This is a genomic window from Marinicauda pacifica (assembly GCF_004793635.1).
Classification (GTDB): Bacteria; Pseudomonadota; Alphaproteobacteria; order Caulobacterales; family Maricaulaceae; genus Marinicauda; species Marinicauda pacifica.
The window spans coordinates 539,670-556,067 of record NZ_SRXV01000003.1 but is presented as its reverse complement, the minus strand read 5'-3'; the positions used below and the strand labels follow the sequence as shown (position 1 = coordinate 556,067).

Here is a 16,398-nt window from a genome sequence, read left to right as displayed (position 1 = left end):
TGTCTCCTGTCTTAAGTTTGACCAACCGTTTGGCGTGTGACCCGGTCTTCGCGCCGGGGCTTTTCGCCGGTGAGCGAGGTGTTCCCCTCGTCTCGAAAACCTGTCTAGCAAACCCGTTATCGGTACGCAACAAAAAATTATCGAAAAACAATATAAATTTTTCGAAAGGTGATAAATCCCCATGACACGACCCTCTGTAAGCCCTTGTTTCGCGACCGCTCACACCTGGGTCATCGCCAGTCATAATGCGGGCAAGATCAAGGAGATAAGCGCGTTGATAGAGCCCTTCGGCCTGACCGCAATCGGCGCGGACGAGGCCGGTCTGCCCGAACCTGAAGAGACCGAAGACAGCTTTGAGGGCAATGCGCTTCTCAAGGCGCGAGCCGCCGCCAGGGTCTCCGGCAAGGTCGCCCTGGCAGACGATTCCGGGCTCGCGGTGGAGGCCCTGGACGGGGCACCAGGCATCTACTCGGCGCGCTGGGCGGGTGAGCCGCGCGATTTCTACCGCGCCATGGAAAAGGTCGAAGCCGAGCTTGAAAAGCGCGGGACGACGAACCGGAATGCGCGTTTCGTGTGCGCGCTCGCGCTCGTTCACCCTGATGGCGAGGAAGCGGTCTTCGTGGGGACGGTGGACGGGGCGCTGGTCTGGCCGCCGCGCGGGGATCGGGGTTTCGGCTATGACCCGGTCTTCGTTCCGGAAGGTCACACCGCCACGTTCGCCGAGATGGAGCCGGCGGCCAAGCATGCCATGTCTCACCGCGCGGATGCCTTCTCCCAGCTCGTCTCGGCGGTGTTCGCAGAGTGACGTCCGGACCCGACATCCCCCTTGGCCTCTACGTGCACTGGCCCTATTGCGCGCGGATCTGCCCGTATTGCGATTTCAATGTGTATCGCGATCGCGATCGCGATACCGCGCCGCTGCTGGACGCGATGCTGGCCGACCTGCAGGCCTGGCGCGAGCGGGTCGGGCCGCGTCCCCTGCGCAGCGTGCACTTCGGCGGGGGAACGCCGTCACTGATGGCGCCGGGCCAGATCGAAGCGATCCTGGAGGCGGCCGCGTCCCTGTGCGGCTTCGAGCCCGGTGCGGAGATCGGCCTGGAAGCGAACCCGGCCGAGATGGAGCGGTTCGAGGGGCTGGCCGGGGCGGGGATCGAGCGCCTCTCGCTCGGCGTGCAGGCGCTGGACGATGAGAGCCTGACGCGGCTCGGGCGCGATCATGGCGCCCGGCGGGCGCTTGAGGCGCTTGAGCGCGCCCAGGCGCTGTTTACCCGGGTCTCGATCGATCTGATCTATGCGCGTCAGGGCCAGTCGCTGGAGGACTGGTCTGCAGAACTGACGCGCGCCCTCGGCTTCGGGCTCGATCATCTCTCGCTCTATCAGCTGACGATCGAGCCGGGCACAGCGTTCGCGCGCAAGGTGGCGCGCGGTCAGCTTGTCCCGGCCGAGGACGATCTCGCAGCGCAGATGTACGAGCTGACGCAGAGCCTGACCGCAGCCCACGGGCTGGACGGATATGAAGTCTCCAATCATGCGCGTACCCAGGCCGACCGGTCGGCGCACAATACTCTGTACTGGACCGGGGCGGACTGGATCGGGATCGGACCGGGCGCGCATTCGCGTTACGGAGCCCCGGCGCTTGGCGGGCGTATCGGAGCGGCTGCAGAGCGCAGGCCGGAGGCCTATATCGCGGGCATCGCCGAAGGGCAGGCTCAGACGTTCGAGGCGCTGAGTGCACTTGAGGACGCGCAGGAACGCGTCCTGATGGGGCTGCGTCTGAAAGAGGGCCTGGACCTGGACCGGTTGCGGGCCCTGACCGGGCACGGGATTGACCGGCGCGCGGCTGAGGGCTTTGCCGAAGACGGCCTGGTCACGCTCGACGCCGGGCGGGTCACCCTGACACCGGCCGGACGGCTCTATGCGGACGGGATCGCGGCGGCGCTGGCGCCGGCCTAGAAGCTCTCGGCGGCGTCGATGTCGGTTGCCGGGCCGGCCGGGTCTTCGAGCACGCGTCCCTCGCCGAAATAGGCCGGAGCCGGTTCGAGGACCTCAAAGCCGCCACTGCGCACGGTGTAGACGGCGAGGCCGCGCTCGATCGTCCCGTCTTCGCGGAAGCGGAACAGCCCGTCGACGCCGAGGAAACCCTCTTCGCTCTCGATGGCGCTGGCCTGGAATCCCTGCGACCCCGAGGCCGCCATCAGGGCCGCGAGCGAGCCGGCATCGTAGCCGAGCCCGGCCAGGCGAGAGGGCGTGTTCTCGAACACGCGTTCAAAGGCGGCTTCAAACCGGGCGCGGGCCTGGGGGTCAGGTCCCGCAAACCAGCCATTGGCCAGTGCCGGTTCGCGCACCGTTGCGCTGTCATGCCACTGACCGGTTCCAACGAACTTGATGAGCAGCGGATCGATGTCCTGATAGACCAGAACCGGGGCGAGCGTACGCAGCCGGTCTCCGCTCTCGGGCAGCAGAATCACCTGGAATGGTGCCGTTTCGTCCGGCTCCCAGTTGCGTCCGCTGCGCTGGGCGGCTTCCTCCGCATCGAGAGGCTCGACCCCCATGCGGGCGAGCCGGGTTGCGGCTTCGTTCATCGCCTGGACGCCGCCGGAATAGACTTCCTCGGCCACCAGGCGCGCCCCGCCCGGCTGTTCGGCGATCGCATCGCGGTAGGCGGCGGCGACCGTCGTTCCGTACTCGTTGGCCGGGCCGATGACCGCATAGCGTGTCGTGCCGAGATCGGCGGTGTAGTTCACGATGCGGCGGACTTCCTCGCCCGGCGGGAAGCTGAGCAGATACACCCCGTCCCCGGCCACGGACAGCTCGGTGGAGAAGGCGATGACGGGCACGCTGCTCTCTCTCGCGACGGAGCCGACAGCCTCGACCGAATGGGAGAAGAGCGGACCCAGGATGAGCTGCGCGCCATCGGACAGGGCCGAACGCGCCGCCTCGCGCGCACCCTGCGCGGTTCCGCCGGTATCCTTGGGCAGGAGGAGCACATTCTCTCCGGCCCGTTCGAACAAAGCGAGCTCGGCGGCGCGCAGAATGCTGGTCGCTTCGCGCCGGGCCGCCTCATTGTCTGCCGAGAAGGGAAGCAGGATCGCAACGCGCGCGATATCGGCCTGCCCGCGCATGTGAACCGGCGTGAAGGCCGGGTCGGCGATCGGCACGGGCAGCGTCGCCGGTGGCGGTGCTTCGCCGATCACGGGGGAAGACGGCTGCGGCGAGACCGGCCCCCGCGGACCTTCCGGCGTGGTGGAGCAGGCGGCTATCGCGAGCAGCGCAACCAGTCCGGCCATCCAGCGGCTTGGCGAGAGGGCGCGCATGCGCGAGACTGTGGCAATCATGGTGACGCTCCGAAACCTTTTCCCCCGACGCCGGCAAGCTAGCCTTGCGCCCGCCCGCCCGCAACCTGTCAGGACGCTATGAGCGCGCGGCCTCGATCGCGCGAACGCGCCGAGCGCCGCGGGCGGAACGCCGAGCGGCTGGCCGCGCTGTGCCTTGTGCTGACGGGATGGAAAATCCTGGCGCGGCGGGCCCGCACGGCGGCCGGAGAAATCGATCTGATCGCACGCCGGGGCGCTGTTCTCGCCTTCATCGAGGTCAAGGCGCGCGCGAACGAACGCACCGCCGCCGAGGCGGTCACGCCGCGCCAGGCGGCGCGCCTGGTCCGGGCGGCGGCGCTCTGGCGTGCGCGCCAGACCGGACTCGCCACGCTGCAACCGCGGTTCGATGTGGTGCTGGTGGTGCCGCGCCGCTGGCCGCGGCACCTGAAGGGCGCGTTTTCAGCGGAGGGCGCGGATGCGATGCGCCTGGCCTGAACCGGGTTTGCACTCACGCGCCGGCGCCTTGCCTTACCTCTGCCCGATTGGACCGGTAGGTGAGGCTCAGTCTACCGGGGACCTGCGCCCAGAGCCGCCCCCGGCCCGCCAGAAGACAGAAGAGAAGAGGCATTAAATGTTGCGTGTCATCGCCGTAACCCTCAGCACCGCAATCCTGCTTGCCGGCTGCGCCGCGCTTCAGCCCGGCCGCTCGGTCGGCCGCAGCATCGACGATTTCAATGCCTCCACGCAGATCAAGTCGACCATGCTGCGCGCCGAGGGCTACGCGCTGAACGGCGTCGATCTCGAGGTAACCGAAGGCGTCGCGCTCCTGTCCGGCCGCGTGCCTCGGCCTGAGGACAAGGTCTATGCCGAATGCGTGACCTGGGCCTCTCCGGGAGTGCGGGACGTCGTCAACGAGGTGGTTGTGGGGACGAGCCAAGGTGCCGGCGCGGTCGCGCGCGACGCCTGGATCACGCAGCAGATTCGTGCACGCCTGGTCTCCGACGCGGATGTGCGCGCCGTGAACATGAATATCGAGACTCAGAACGGCACGGTCTATCTGCTCGGCTTTGCGCGGAGCGAAGGCGAACGCGATCGCGCCTCGCGTCATGCCTCTCTCGTCGACGGGGTGGAGCAGGTCGTCGTGCTGATGCGCGTGCCCGGCGAAGCGCCGGAACTCGGTCCGCGAGGCGCGCGCCGCGCGGAACTCTGCGACCTTGATCCGACAGGTTGACCGCCACTGCGGGCCGCTTTTACGGGCCGCAGTAAGCCTACACTTATCAACACCTTGGCGATTTATTTAAGAAGTTTCTTGACATCGAATCACTCTTCGTTCGTATAATGTTCTTGTTTTGATCGAAAGTTGCCCTCAGCTTGTGGAAAACATTCGACAACTTGGAGACTTTCCGAGCTCGTTCATCAATTGCGTTTAGCGGAGTAGGGTCATGACAGCGCGGACGTCTTCAGCCTCCTTTGAAGGCGCCGAAGCGCGCTGGATCGACGTGCAGGTCCAGATTGCCGGCGGTTTGCCGGCTTTCAACATTGTCGGTCTCGCCGACAAGGCGGTGGCTGAAAGCCGCGAGCGGGTGCGGGCCGCATTCGCCGCGATTGGCCTCGCCCTGCCCAGCCAGCGCGTCATCGTCAATCTGGCGCCTGCCGACCGGCCCAAGGAAGGCGCGCATTACGATCTGCCCGTCGCGATCGGCCTGATGGTCGCCATCGGGGTCCTGCCGCCCGAAGCCGGCCAGGAGTATCTCGCCATGGGCGAGCTCGGGCTGGACGGGTCGATTGCGCCGAGCCCGGGCGCGCTGCCTGCGGCGATGCTCGCCAGCGAACGCGAGTGCGGTTTCATCTGTGCCGAGGCAAGCGGGCCGGAAGCCGCGTGGGCGGGCGGCGATCTGCCCATCCTCGCGCCGCGCTCGCTGATCCAGCTCGTCAATCATTTCAAGGGCAATCAGGTGCTCGCCCGCCCCGCGCCGGGCGATCTGGTCGACGGTCCGGGCGTGAAGGACTTAAGGGATGTGCGCGGACAGGAGACGGCCAAGCGCGCGCTCGAAGTGGCTATGGCCGGAGGGCACAATCTGCTCATGGTCGGCCCGCCCGGCTCCGGCAAGTCGATGCTGGCCTCCCGCGCGCCGGGATTGCTGCCGCCACTGACAGCGGAGGAATTGCTGCAGGTCTCGATGATCCAGTCCGTGGCCGGCATGCTCGATCGCGGGGAGCTCAGCCGGACGCGGCCCTTCCGCAGCCCGCATCACTCCGCCTCGATGGCGGCCATGGTGGGGGGCGGAAGCCGGATCAGGCCTGGCGAAGCGTCGCTGGCCCATCATGGCGTGCTGTTTCTCGACGAGCTTCCCGAATTTCATCCCCAGGTCCTGGACTCGCTCCGGGAGCCGCTGGAAACCGGCGAAATCGCTATTGTGCGTGCCAATTCACGCGTCTGCTTTCCGGCGCGCTTCCAGCTCATCGCCGCGATGAATCCCTGCCGGTGCGGATGGGGCGGGGAGAATGGGCAGGCCTGCGCACGCGGGCCCAAATGCGCGCAATCCTATCAGGCCCGGGTGTCCGGCCCGATGATCGACCGGATCGATCTGCAGATCGATGTTCCACCGGTCACACCAGCCGACCTGGCATTGCCCCGGCCCGCCGAAGGCACGGCGGAATGTGCGGCCCGCGTTGCGCAAGCGCGCGAAACCCAAATGGCGCGCGGAAGCCTGAACGCCCATCTGGGCGGCGAACGCCTGGACCGGGTCTGCGCACCGGACGCACCCGGCGCCGCGCTGCTCGCTCAGGCCGCCGAAGCAATGGGTCTGACGGCGCGCAGCTATCACCGCATTCTGCGGACCGCGCGGACCATTGCCGATCTGGACGGCGCGGACGGCGTACGCCGCATCCATATTGCCGAGGCGCTCAGTGCGCGGCGCGCGAAGCCGGCCGGCCAGGCGATTTCTCGCCCGGCAGCACGGACCTCAGCCGGCTTCTAGGCTACCACCCTCCTGCCCTGCGCCGGCCCGGCGTCGCGGGCGGCCTGTTCAGTAGGCGCCGAAGCTGCCGGCGGCACCGGGGAAGACCACCGGGGTTTGCGATCCGTCCTCGGCGACGGCCGAAACGCCGAAGAAATAATTGTCGATGACGACATTCTCCAGCGTGTAGCTGGAGGTGCGGCCCACCCACCGGCTATGGGTCCATTGCGGCTGGTCGGTCAGGCGCCAGTGTACCCGGTAGCCAGCCAGATTGGCTGCGGCTTCACCCTCTGGCATGTCCCAGCTCAACGTGGTGTCCGGGCTGACCGCGCCTTCGACCTGCACGTTGGCCGGGATGGGCGGCGCCCCGGCGAGCAGGGCGAGCGTGGCCGCGTTGAGCGCCGTGGCCTTGGCGGCATAGTCGAAGTCCACGAAGTCGATCGTATCGCCGTAGTGCCGACCGTCTTCATTGCGCAGGTCCTGATGCTGCCGGTCATAATGTTCGTGGGTCTCCATCAGGCGGACCCCGGGAATGCCAACGGCGTTGAAGGGACGGTGGTGCCCACCGCGGCCAAACCGGTCGAGGCGGTAGACCATCATGACATCGAGATTGCGCACATACTGGTCGGCGACCCGGTCAATATAGCGCGCCAGGTTGCGCGACGCGGAATCCACCTCTCCGCCGGTAAAGCGGCGCCGGCGGGCTTCTTCCTCGGTCTCCGCCGCGCGGGTACCCTCGGAGAATACCCGGATGGTTGAGTTGTCGATCACGCCGTCAATGCCGGCGATATTGCCGATCATGTCGTTGTTGAGCACACCCTTGATGCGCCAGCCCTGCTCAAGCGCCCAGTCGGCAACGATCTCGCCGCCGAACAGACCCTGCTCTTCGCCAGCCAGCGCCGCGTAGACGATGGTGCCGGCAAATTCATGCTGGCTGAGTACGCGCGCGGCCTCGATCGCCCCCGCCACTCCGGACGCATTGTCATTGGCGCCGGGCGAGTCCGACTCGGCGTCCATCACGTCGCTGACGCGGCTGTCGATGTCCCCGCTCATCATGACCACACGGTCCGGATCGAGGGTGCCACGCTGGATGGCGAGAACCGAAACGACCTCGACCGGTTCGGGAAGGCGCGTTTCACCAGAAATCGTGTCGGAGACGTAGACGACCTCCAGGCAGCCGCCGCATTCGGCAGAGATGCGTTCGAACTCGTCATGAATCCAGCGCCGTGCGGCGCCGATGCCGCGTGTTGCGGACTCCGTCTGCGATGCGGTGTGCCGGGTCCCGAAGTCCACAAGCGTGCGGATGTCCGATTCTATGCGCCCGGCCGAAACCGAATCGACGATGTCGTAGACCGCCATCACCTCGCCCGGGGCCGGAGCCTCCTCCTGAGCGAGAGCGGGCATGGCGGCAAGCAAGCCAAGCGAGGCAGCAACGCGAATCATGTGAATCTTCCCCGGATCGTGTGAACGGTCGTCTTTGCGCCGGCATCATGTCGCAGTGACCCGACCCGTCAAGGCGGGTGCGTCCGGGGCCAGTCCCGACCGCATCCAAGATTCCTTAACGCGGCGCGCGCTAGAAGCTAGTCCATGACCCGTGATCGCCCACCCCATTGCGCGCCGGACTCCGAACCGCCCGCCGTGACGGACAGGACGGATCTGCGCGCCATCTTCGATTCGATGGGCGAGCTGGTCATGGTGCGCGACTGCTCGGGCCGGCTGACCGAGGTCAATCAGGCCTTTCTCGACGCCTTCGGCGGGGCGCGGCCGGACTGGACCGGACGCTGGTTCGCATCGGCGCTGGGATCTCAGAAACTCGGTGAATCGCGGCGTTACGATGTCGCGATGGCTACCCGGCGAGGGGAAGCCTGGATCGAATGGACCGAAACGCCCCTGGAGGGGGGTGGTACCGTGTCGGTGGGCCGCGATGTGACGCAGGAGCGCCGCGCCCGCGCTGCGCTAAGCGAAGCGGCCCGCGGAAAGTCGGTTTTCTTTGCAGCGATCACGCATGAATTGCGCACGCCGTTGTCCGGCGCACTCGGTGCAGCGCGCCTGCTACGCGATACCCGTCTCCAGCCGGACCAGGCCGCTTATCTCGATGCGGTGACCTCCAGCGCCGAGCATGCCCTCTCCCTCATCGACGATATCCTCGACCTCTCTAGACTTGAAGCAGGCCGCCTGGAGCTGCGCCAGGAGCCAGTCGATCTTCGTGCCCTGATCGAAGACCTGAGCGAAGTCCTCGCGACCCGCGCTGCCGAGAAAGATCTGAGTCTGGCGCATGCCATCGATCCGGATGTACCTGCGCGCATCACAGCCGACCCCGCCCGTCTCAAGCAGGTCCTGTTCAACCTGGCCGGCAACGCAGTGAAGTTTACCGAGACCGGCGGGGTCCTGATCCGCGCAGAGCGCGCCAACGACATGGTGCGCCTTTCGGTGACCGACACCGGCCCCGGGATTGCGCAGGAAGACCGGAACACCCTGTTCGAGCAGTTCGAACGGGGCGCCGCCGAACGCAGTCATGCGCCCGGGGCGGGCCTGGGCCTGGCCATGGTCAAGCGCCTGTCTGAAGCGATGGGCGGCGAGGTCGGCTTCACGTCCGAGCCCGGAAAGGGCTCTCACTTCTGGTTTGCCTTCCCGATTCTCGAGGAGGTGCCGGCCACGCTCGATCCCTGCCTGACGGGGCGCCACGTCTTCGTGGCGAGCCCATGCGCGATCCAGCGCCAGGCGATCGCCCTGCAGGCCACAGCGCTTGGCGCGCGCACCTCTCCGATTGCCGATCCGGACGCGATTGCAGACTGTCTCTCGCAGGCGAAAGGCGCCGCTGTTCTGGTGCTCGATGAAGCCTGGGCCGCGCACGCAGCAGCCCTGCGCGCCGCGCAGGACCCGATCCGGGTCCTCGCCCTGGCGCGACCGTCCACCAAGGACCAGTTTACGACCGACCAGCGGCCCGAGGGGATTGATGGCTGGCTTGTCGCCCCTGTTCGCGCCCGCTCGCTGGCCGAGTATGCCTGCCGCACGGCACCCTCAGCGCTGACCTCGGGGCGGCCCGGGCCGGTACCGCCCCCGCTTGCCGCGCCCCGACCCGACGGGCGGCTCGCCGGATACACGATCCTGGTTGCCGAGGACGATCCGGTAAACGGGTTGATCGGGGAACGCATCCTGGCGCGCCTGGGCGCTCGCCCGGTGCGGGTCGCAGACGGGCAGGCCGCCGTCGACGCGGTCAGCGAGCAGGTGTTCGACGCCGTCTTGCTGGACTTGCGCATGCCCAGGCTCGACGGCCGGGAGGCGGCACGCCGGATACGCGCGCTTCCCCATGGCCGGACGGTGCCGATCCTCGCTCTGACCGCCAATGCCACCGAAGCAGACCGGGCCGAGTGCCTGGACGCGGGCATGGACGAGTTCCTGTCCAAGCCGCTCGATCAGGAGCGCCTGTGCGATGCGCTTGCGCGCTTGTGCCCGCGGGAAAACCGGGCAAGGGTCGGCTGACCTGAAACCAGACGACACCGATCAGAGCAGGCAGCCGCATGGCCGAGACGCATCTTGACGCGACGGAACGGGACTGGAAGCAGACCGTGCGCGTCTACTTCACGCCAGTCATGCTCTCGATGCTGGTGCTGGGCTTCGCGTCCGGCCTGCCGCTCTACATGGTGTTCCAGAAGCTCAGCTTCTGGCTCCGCGATAGCGGTATCGAGCGCTCGACCATCGGTTTCTTCTACTGGGTCACGCTGTCCTATACGCTGAAATTTCTCTGGGCCCCGGTGATCGACCGCGTCCAGATTCCCGGCCTGCACAAGCTGCTGGGTCCGCGCCGCTCGTGGATCGTCACGGCGATTACCGGCACGGTGATCGCGCTTGTCATCATCTCGCAGACCGATCCGTCCGCCGGCCTCCTCCCGGTCGCCATCGGGGCGATCCTGCTGGCCTATTCGGGCGCGACGCTGGATGTGGCCATCGATGCCTGGCGCATCGAATCGGCGCCCAACGAGATGCAGGCGAACATGGCCGCGGCCTATTCGCTGGGCTACCGCGTTGCCTACATGACGTCCGGGCTGGGGCTTGCCATTGCCGGCTGGACGGACTGGAACTGGTCCTTCCTGGCGATGGCGTCGGCGATGGCGCTGTCGGCGGGGCTGGTCTTCCTCATGAAGGAGCCCGCCACCGGAGAGGCGCGCCGCGCCCTCTCGGGCAATTTCGCGGTGAAGGTGGGCAAGGCCGTCGTCGAGCCCTTCCGCCAAATGCTGGGCCGGCTCGGCCTGTGGTTCATCCCGGTTCTGGCGTTGGTTGCGATCTATCGCCTGTCCGACTTCACGATGGGCGTCATGGCCAGCCCGCTTTATTCCGACATCGGGTTCGCGAAGGAGATTGTCGGCGGGGTTCAGGGCGGACCCGGCCTCGTGGCGACGATTTTCGGCCTGTTCCTGGGGGGTGTGGCCGCGTTCCGCTTTGGCCTGATGAAGGCCTTGATCATCGGACTGGTCATCACCTTCGTGACCAATGGCGCCTATGCCTGGCTGGCGGCGACCGCCAATGCCGAGGATGTGTGGAAGCTCTCTATCGCAATCGTCGGCGATAATCTCGCTGGCGGCTTCGTGACGACCGTCTTCATCGCCTATCTGTCCAGCCTCGTGGACCCGGAGAACGCGGCGACGCAGTACGCGCTGCTCAGCTCCTTCTACGGCTTCTTCGCCAAATTCCTGTCCGGCTTCTCCGGTCTCTTGGCCGATGCGGTCGGCTATGTGGCGTTTTTCGCCATCACCGCCGCCTGGACCCTGCCCGCGGCGGCGCTGCTTGTGTTCGTCGTCACTTTGGGATCCAAAGCGGCGCGCGGTGAGCATCGCTTTGCCGAGCGGCGCACGGGAGACGCCCGCGCCGACAGCCCAGAGGCGGCCACGGGGCCGACCGGCGAACCGGCCGACCCGCCCGAGAAGGGCTAGCGCTTTACTCCGAGCCGGCCTGGCGGCGGGCGGCGGCCTCCTCGGCCGCGGCTTCGGCTGAGAGGTCATGGGCAGCCAGCACCGCCAGGGTGAGCAGGTCGGAAACCCCGGCGCCCAGGCGTGCAATCTGAACCGGCTTTTCCAGACCCAGGAGCATCGGTCCGAGCACGGTCGCGCCGCCTGCGGCCCTGAGCAGCTTGGTCGAGATCGAGGCGGAGTGGATGGCCGGCATAATCAGGATGTTGGCCGGACCGGACAGGCGCGAGAACGGGTAGATGCGCCGGTGGTCGGGGTCGAGGGCCACATCGGCGTTCATCTCGCCCTCGTATTCGAAATCCACCGAGCGCGCATCGAGAAGGCGGACCGCATCCTGGATCTTCTCCGCGCGATCGCCGGCCGGATTGCCGAATGTGGAATAGGACAGCATCGCCACGCGCGGCTCGACGCCGAAGCGGCGCGCGGCCGCCGCGGCTTCGCAGGCCATGTCGGCCAGTGCGTCTGCGGCCGGAAACTCGGTCACGTTGGTGTCGGCGATGAACAGGGTGCGGCCCTGGCTCAGCACAAGGCTCATTCCCATCACCCGCTCGCCGGCGCGCGGATCGAGCGCAAGCTGGACGTCGCTGAGCGCCTGCGCGTAGTTCCGCGTGGTGCCGGTGACCATGCCGTCAGCCTGGCCGCCCGCGACCATGCAGGCGGCAAAGACGTTGCGGTCGTTATTGACCAGGCGTTGCACGTCCCGCTTCAGGTAACCCCGGCGTTGCAGGCGCTTGTGAAGCCAGTCGGCATAGTCAGCATTGCGGTCGGACAGGCGGGCATTGACGATGCGGATCGCGTCCTCGGGTACGCCGACCAGGCGCATATTGGCCTTCGTGGTCTCTTCCCGGCCGATCAGGATGGCCTCGCCCAGCTCCTGGTTCTGGAAGGCGAAGGCGGCGCGGATCACGCTCGGCTCCTCGCCCTCCGCGAAGACGATGGTCTTCTTCGGCCGAGAGCGGACCTCGTCCTGGATCGATTGCAGGATGGCTGCCGTCGGATCGAGCCGGCGGGCCAGCGCGGCCTTGTAACCGGCCATGTCCGAAATCGGCTTGCGCGCCACGCCGCTATCGATTGCGGCCTGGGCGACGAAGGGCGGCACATAGCTGATCAGGCGGGGATCGAACGGGGCGGGGATGATGTAGTCGCGCCCGAAGGTGGGACGCGCGCCGTGATAGGCAGCGGCGACCTCGTCGGGGACGTCTTCGCGGGCGAGGGCGGCGAGCGCGCGGGCCGCGGCGATCTTCATCTCCTCGTTGATGGTGCGCGCGCGCACATCGAGCGCGCCCCGGAAGATATAGGGGAAGCCCAGCACGTTATTGACCTGGTTGGGATAATCGGAACGCCCGGTGGCCATGATGGCATCCGAGCGAGCCTCGCGCACTTCTTCGGGCGTGATCTCCGGATCGGGATTGGCCATGGCGAAGATGATCGGGTCGGCGGCCATGGACTTGACCATCTTCTTGTCCACCGCGCCCTTGACCGACAGGCCGATGAAGCAATCGGCGCCGTCGAGCGCCTCTTCCAGCGTGCGGGCCTGCGTGTCTGCTGCGTGAGCCGACTTCCACTGATTCATGCCGCCTTCGCGGCCTTTGTAGATGACACCCTTGGAGTCGCACAAAATCGCGTTCTGACCGCGCACGCCCATCGCCTTGAGAAGCTCGAGCACGGCGATACCCGCCGCGCCCGCACCGTTCACCACGACTTTGAGGTCTTCCAGATTGCGCCCGGTCAGCTCGCACGCATTGATGATGCCGGCGACCGAGATGATGGCCGTGCCATGCTGGTCATCGTGAAAGACCGGGATGTCGAGGTATTCGCGAAGTTTTTCCTCGATGATGAAGCAATCGGGCCCCTTGATGTCTTCAAGATTGATCCCGCCGAAGGTGCGCCCGAAACGGCGGACGCATTCGATGAAGGCCTCGGGGTCGTTTTCCTCGACCTCGATGTCCATCGCATCGACATCGGCAAAGCGCTTGAACAGGACCGCCTTGCCTTCCATCACCGGCTTGGAGGCCATTGCGCCAAGATCGCCGAGCCCCAGAATGGCGGTGCCGTTCGAGATCACGGCGACGAAATTGCCTTTTGACGTATAGTCGTAGACTGCATCTTCGTTCTCCGCGATGGCCCGGACCGGCGCGGCAACGCCCGGCGAATAGGCCAGGGACAGGTCGCGCTGGGTCGCCATCGGCTTGGTCGCGCGCAGAGCGATCTTCCCCGGTTCCGGATACCGGTGGAAGGACAGGGCTTCGTCGTCGTCGATCTTGGATTTGCGGTCGCTCATAGTGGCGGGCTCTTCTCAATAAAATGGGCGTTCAGATCACAGTTGCGCCGCAGCCTAACGCCTTCACCGGCGCGGGCAATGTGCCATCTCGCATGAAGCTGCGGGCATGCCCCTCTTGCCCGGCTCGCGGGCAGGATTAACGTGCGCGTCCATGAGCACGAGCGCCCCCTCTGATTCCATGATGGACCGCACCTTCCCGGACCCGGAAGGCGCGACGCCAATGATGGCCCAATTTCTCGACCTGCGAGCCCAGGCGCCGATGGATGCGCTGCTCTTCTACCGCATGGGGGATTTTTACGAACTCTTCTTCGACGATGCGGTGCGCGCTGCCGAGGCGCTTGATATCGCCCTGACCAAGCGAGGCGAGCACCAGGGCGAGAAGATCGCCATGTGCGGCGTTCCGGTGCACAACGCGCAGGCCTATCTGTCCCGCCTGATCAAGGCCGGTTTCAAGGTCGCGGTCGGCGAGCAGATGGAGGATCCCGCCGAAGCCAAGAAGCGCGGGTCAAAATCGGTCGTGCGCCGGGCGATCACGCGCATCGTCACGCCGGGCACGCTCACCGAGGACGATCTGCTCGATGCGCGCCAGGCCAACCGGATCGGGGCGCTGGCCCGGCTGGCGAACGGCGATATGGCGCTGGCCTGGGCGGATGTCTCCGAGGGCCTGTTCCAGTCCATCGCCCTGCCGGCCGACGCGCTGGAGGCCGAGCTGGCGGCGCTCAATCCGGCCGAAATCCTGGTCGCGGACGAAGACGCGAAGACGGTGTCTATCCTGTGCCCGGGATCGGCGGTCACTGCGCGGGCGCGCGCCAAGTTCGATCCCGCGTCCGGCGACAGGCGGCTCAGGCAACGCTTCGAGGTCCAGACGCTGGAATCCTTCGGCGATTTCAGCAAGGCGGAGCTCGCCGCGCTGGGCTGCCTGCTCGACTATCTCGAGCTGACCCAGGCCGGTGCGCCGGCCAAGCTGTCCGCGCCGGTTTCCATTGCCGCCGGCGCCGCCATGGCGATCGACCCGGCCGCGCGCGTGAGCCTGGAGATCGAACGCACGATGTCGGGCTCTCGCAAGGGGTCGCTGATCGACGCGATAGACGAGACGGTCACCGCCCCCGGTGCCCGCCTGCTGGCTGAGCGCCTGGCCCGCCCTGCGATGGACTTGAGCAGTATTCATGCGCGTCTTGATGCGGTGCAGTTCTTTCTCGATGCCCGAAATCTGCGCGAGAGCGTGCGGGCCAGGTTGAAGCGCGCGGGCGACCCGGCGCGAGCGCTCTCCCGGCTCTGCCTCGGGCGCGGCGGTCCGCGTGACGCCCTGCAGCTGGCGCGGGCCCTGCGCGAGGGCGAGCGGCTCAATGGCGATTTTTCCCAATCGCCGCTCTCGTCTCCACCCGACGCGGTCGCCCGGGCGCTGGAGGCGGTATCGCTGGCGGCACGCCCCGATCTCGCCGCCCTGGTTCAGGATGTCGAGTGGGCGATGATCGAAGAGCCGCCGCTCCTCGTGCGCGATGGCGGCTTTGTCCAGACGGGTTGGGCGCCGGATCTGGATGAATTGCGCAAGCTGCGCGACGACAGCCGGCGCATCGTGGCCGGCTTGCAGAAAACCTATGCCGACGAAAGCGGCGTCGCGGCCCTGAAAGTCAAGCACAACAACGTGCTGGGCTATTTTATCGAGGTGAGCGCGAAAAATGCCGACGCGCTGATGGGGCGCGAGCCTTTCATCCATCGCCAGACGCTGGCTAATGCGGTTCGCTTCTCCACTCCGGAACTCGGCGAGTTGGAGGCCAAGATCGCGTCGGCCGGCGACCGGGCCGTTGCACTCGAGCTTGAAATCTTCGAAGGGCTGAGAGACCGCCTGGAAGCCCTGAGCGGGCAGGTGCGCGACGCCGCCAGAGCTCTGGCCGAACTCGATCTGGCAAGCGCCAACGCGCAATGGGCCGAGCGGGCTGCTGCCACGCGGCCGGTCGTCGACGACAGCTGCGTCTTCGAGATCGAGGCCGGGCGCCACCCGGTCGTGGAAAATGCGCTGAGGCGCAATTCGGACGGCCGTTTCACGCCCAATACCTGCGCGCTCGACGGGGCGGGCAAGGCCCATGCCCGCTTGCTGCTGGTGACCGGCCCGAACATGGCGGGCAAGTCGACCTTCCTGCGCCAGAATGCGCTGATCGCGATCCTGGCGCAGGCTGGACTCTTCGTGCCGGCCGGTTCGGCCAGGATCGGCCTGGTCGACCGGCTGTTCTCGCGCGTCGGGGCTGCCGACGATCTGGCGCGCGGGCGGTCTACCTTCATGGCGGAGATGATCGAGACGGCCGCCATCCTGAACCAGGCCGGCCCGCGCGCCCTGGTGATCCTGGACGAGATCGGACGCGGAACCTCGACCTATGACGGCCTGTCGATTGCGTGGGCGGCGGTCGAGCATCTGCACGGCGTCAATCGCTGCCGCGCCCTGTTTGCGACGCACTATCACGAACTCACACGCCTGGCCGACGAGCTGGAAGCCTGTGGCAATGTCTCGCTCAAGGCCAAGGAATGGAAGGGCGAGCTCGTGTTTCTACACGAAGTCCAGCCCGGGCCCGCCGACCGATCCTACGGGGTGGAGGTCGCCAAGCGCGCCGGCCTGCCCAGGGCAGCGGTTGCCCGGGCGAAGGAGATCCTGAAGCGGCTGGAATCCGACGATGCGCCTGCTTCGGCGCTGGCCGATCTGCCGCTCTTCTCGGCCGCCGCGCCTGAGCCCGAGGCCCGGCCTAGCGAAGTCGAGGATCGGTTAAGGTCGATCGACCCGGACGGGCTGACGCCGCGCGAGGCGCATGAGCTGCTGTATGCGTTGAAAACACTCGCCGACAAGAGTGGCTGACGCTGCCCGGCAAGTCGCGTATGAGTCGGTG

Annotated in this window: 11 protein-coding genes; 8 read left to right on the top strand and 3 right to left on the bottom strand. The window is 67.0% G+C overall.

The window, feature by feature from the left end:
- Positions 1–181: 181 nt before the first annotated feature.
- A complete protein-coding gene (gene rdgB, locus E5162_RS12520) occupies positions 182–805 on the top strand; it encodes an RdgB/HAM1 family non-canonical purine NTP pyrophosphatase (RefSeq protein ID WP_135945588.1) in 624 nt (207 codons plus the stop codon).
- Entirely contained in the window at positions 802–1,953 is a 1,152-nt protein-coding gene (gene hemW / locus E5162_RS12515) for a radical SAM family heme chaperone HemW (protein WP_174235007.1), read from the top strand. Before rdgB ends, hemW begins: the two co-directional genes overlap by 4 nt.
- Here the strand turns inward: hemW and E5162_RS12510 are convergent.
- The gene (locus E5162_RS12510; RefSeq protein WP_135945587.1) at positions 1,950–3,335 is read right to left on the bottom strand and encodes a penicillin-binding protein activator; all 1,386 of its coding nucleotides are present in this window, start codon (positions 3,333–3,335) and stop codon (positions 1,950–1,952) included. The genes hemW and E5162_RS12510 overlap by 4 nt on opposite strands.
- Before the next feature lie 78 nt (positions 3,336–3,413).
- Between E5162_RS12510 and E5162_RS12505 the strand changes: the two genes are divergently transcribed.
- The 3 genes from E5162_RS12505 to E5162_RS12495 all read left to right on the top strand — a co-directional run bounded on the left by E5162_RS12505 (position 3,414) and on the right by E5162_RS12495 (position 6,295).
- Complete coding sequence (locus E5162_RS12505) at positions 3,414–3,809, top strand: YraN family protein (RefSeq protein WP_135945586.1); 396 nt, start codon at positions 3,414–3,416, stop codon at positions 3,807–3,809.
- Positions 3,810–3,945: 136 nt separating this feature from the next.
- Positions 3,946–4,545, top strand: coding sequence for a BON domain-containing protein (locus tag E5162_RS12500; protein WP_233342184.1), 600 nt, complete (start codon positions 3,946–3,948; stop codon positions 4,543–4,545).
- Positions 4,546–4,756: 211 nt separating this feature from the next.
- Complete coding sequence (locus E5162_RS12495) at positions 4,757–6,295, top strand: YifB family Mg chelatase-like AAA ATPase (protein ID WP_135945585.1); 1,539 nt, start codon at positions 4,757–4,759, stop codon at positions 6,293–6,295.
- 48 nt (positions 6,296–6,343) lie between these two features.
- Here E5162_RS12495 and E5162_RS12490 read toward each other — a convergent pair whose 3' ends face one another.
- On the bottom strand, positions 6,344–7,717 hold the full coding sequence (locus tag E5162_RS12490; RefSeq protein ID WP_135945584.1) for a M28 family metallopeptidase: 1,374 nt from the start codon (positions 7,715–7,717) through the stop codon (positions 6,344–6,346).
- Positions 7,718–7,861: 144 nt separating this feature from the next.
- Here E5162_RS12490 and E5162_RS12485 point away from each other — a divergent pair, with 144 nt between their 5' ends.
- Positions 7,862–9,757, top strand: coding sequence for an ATP-binding protein (locus tag E5162_RS12485; protein WP_135945583.1), 1,896 nt, complete (start codon positions 7,862–7,864; stop codon positions 9,755–9,757).
- Between the two features lie 38 nt (positions 9,758–9,795).
- Positions 9,796–11,205 carry an AmpG family muropeptide MFS transporter gene (locus E5162_RS12480; RefSeq protein ID WP_135945582.1) on the top strand — a complete coding sequence of 470 codons (1,410 nt, stop codon included), beginning with the start codon at positions 9,796–9,798 and terminating at the stop codon, positions 11,203–11,205.
- A 4-nt stretch (positions 11,206–11,209) separates the two neighbouring features.
- Here the strand turns inward: E5162_RS12480 and E5162_RS12475 are convergent, their stop codons facing one another.
- A complete protein-coding gene (locus E5162_RS12475) occupies positions 11,210–13,522 on the bottom strand; it encodes an NADP-dependent malic enzyme (RefSeq protein ID WP_135945581.1) in 2,313 nt (770 codons plus the stop codon).
- Positions 13,523–13,673: 151 nt separating this feature from the next.
- Between E5162_RS12475 and mutS the strand changes: the two genes are divergently transcribed.
- Positions 13,674–16,367, top strand: a complete 2,694-nt coding sequence (mutS, locus tag E5162_RS12470; protein ID WP_135945580.1) for a DNA mismatch repair protein MutS — start codon at positions 13,674–13,676, stop codon at positions 16,365–16,367.
- The last annotated feature ends 31 nt before the right edge of the window (positions 16,368–16,398 follow it).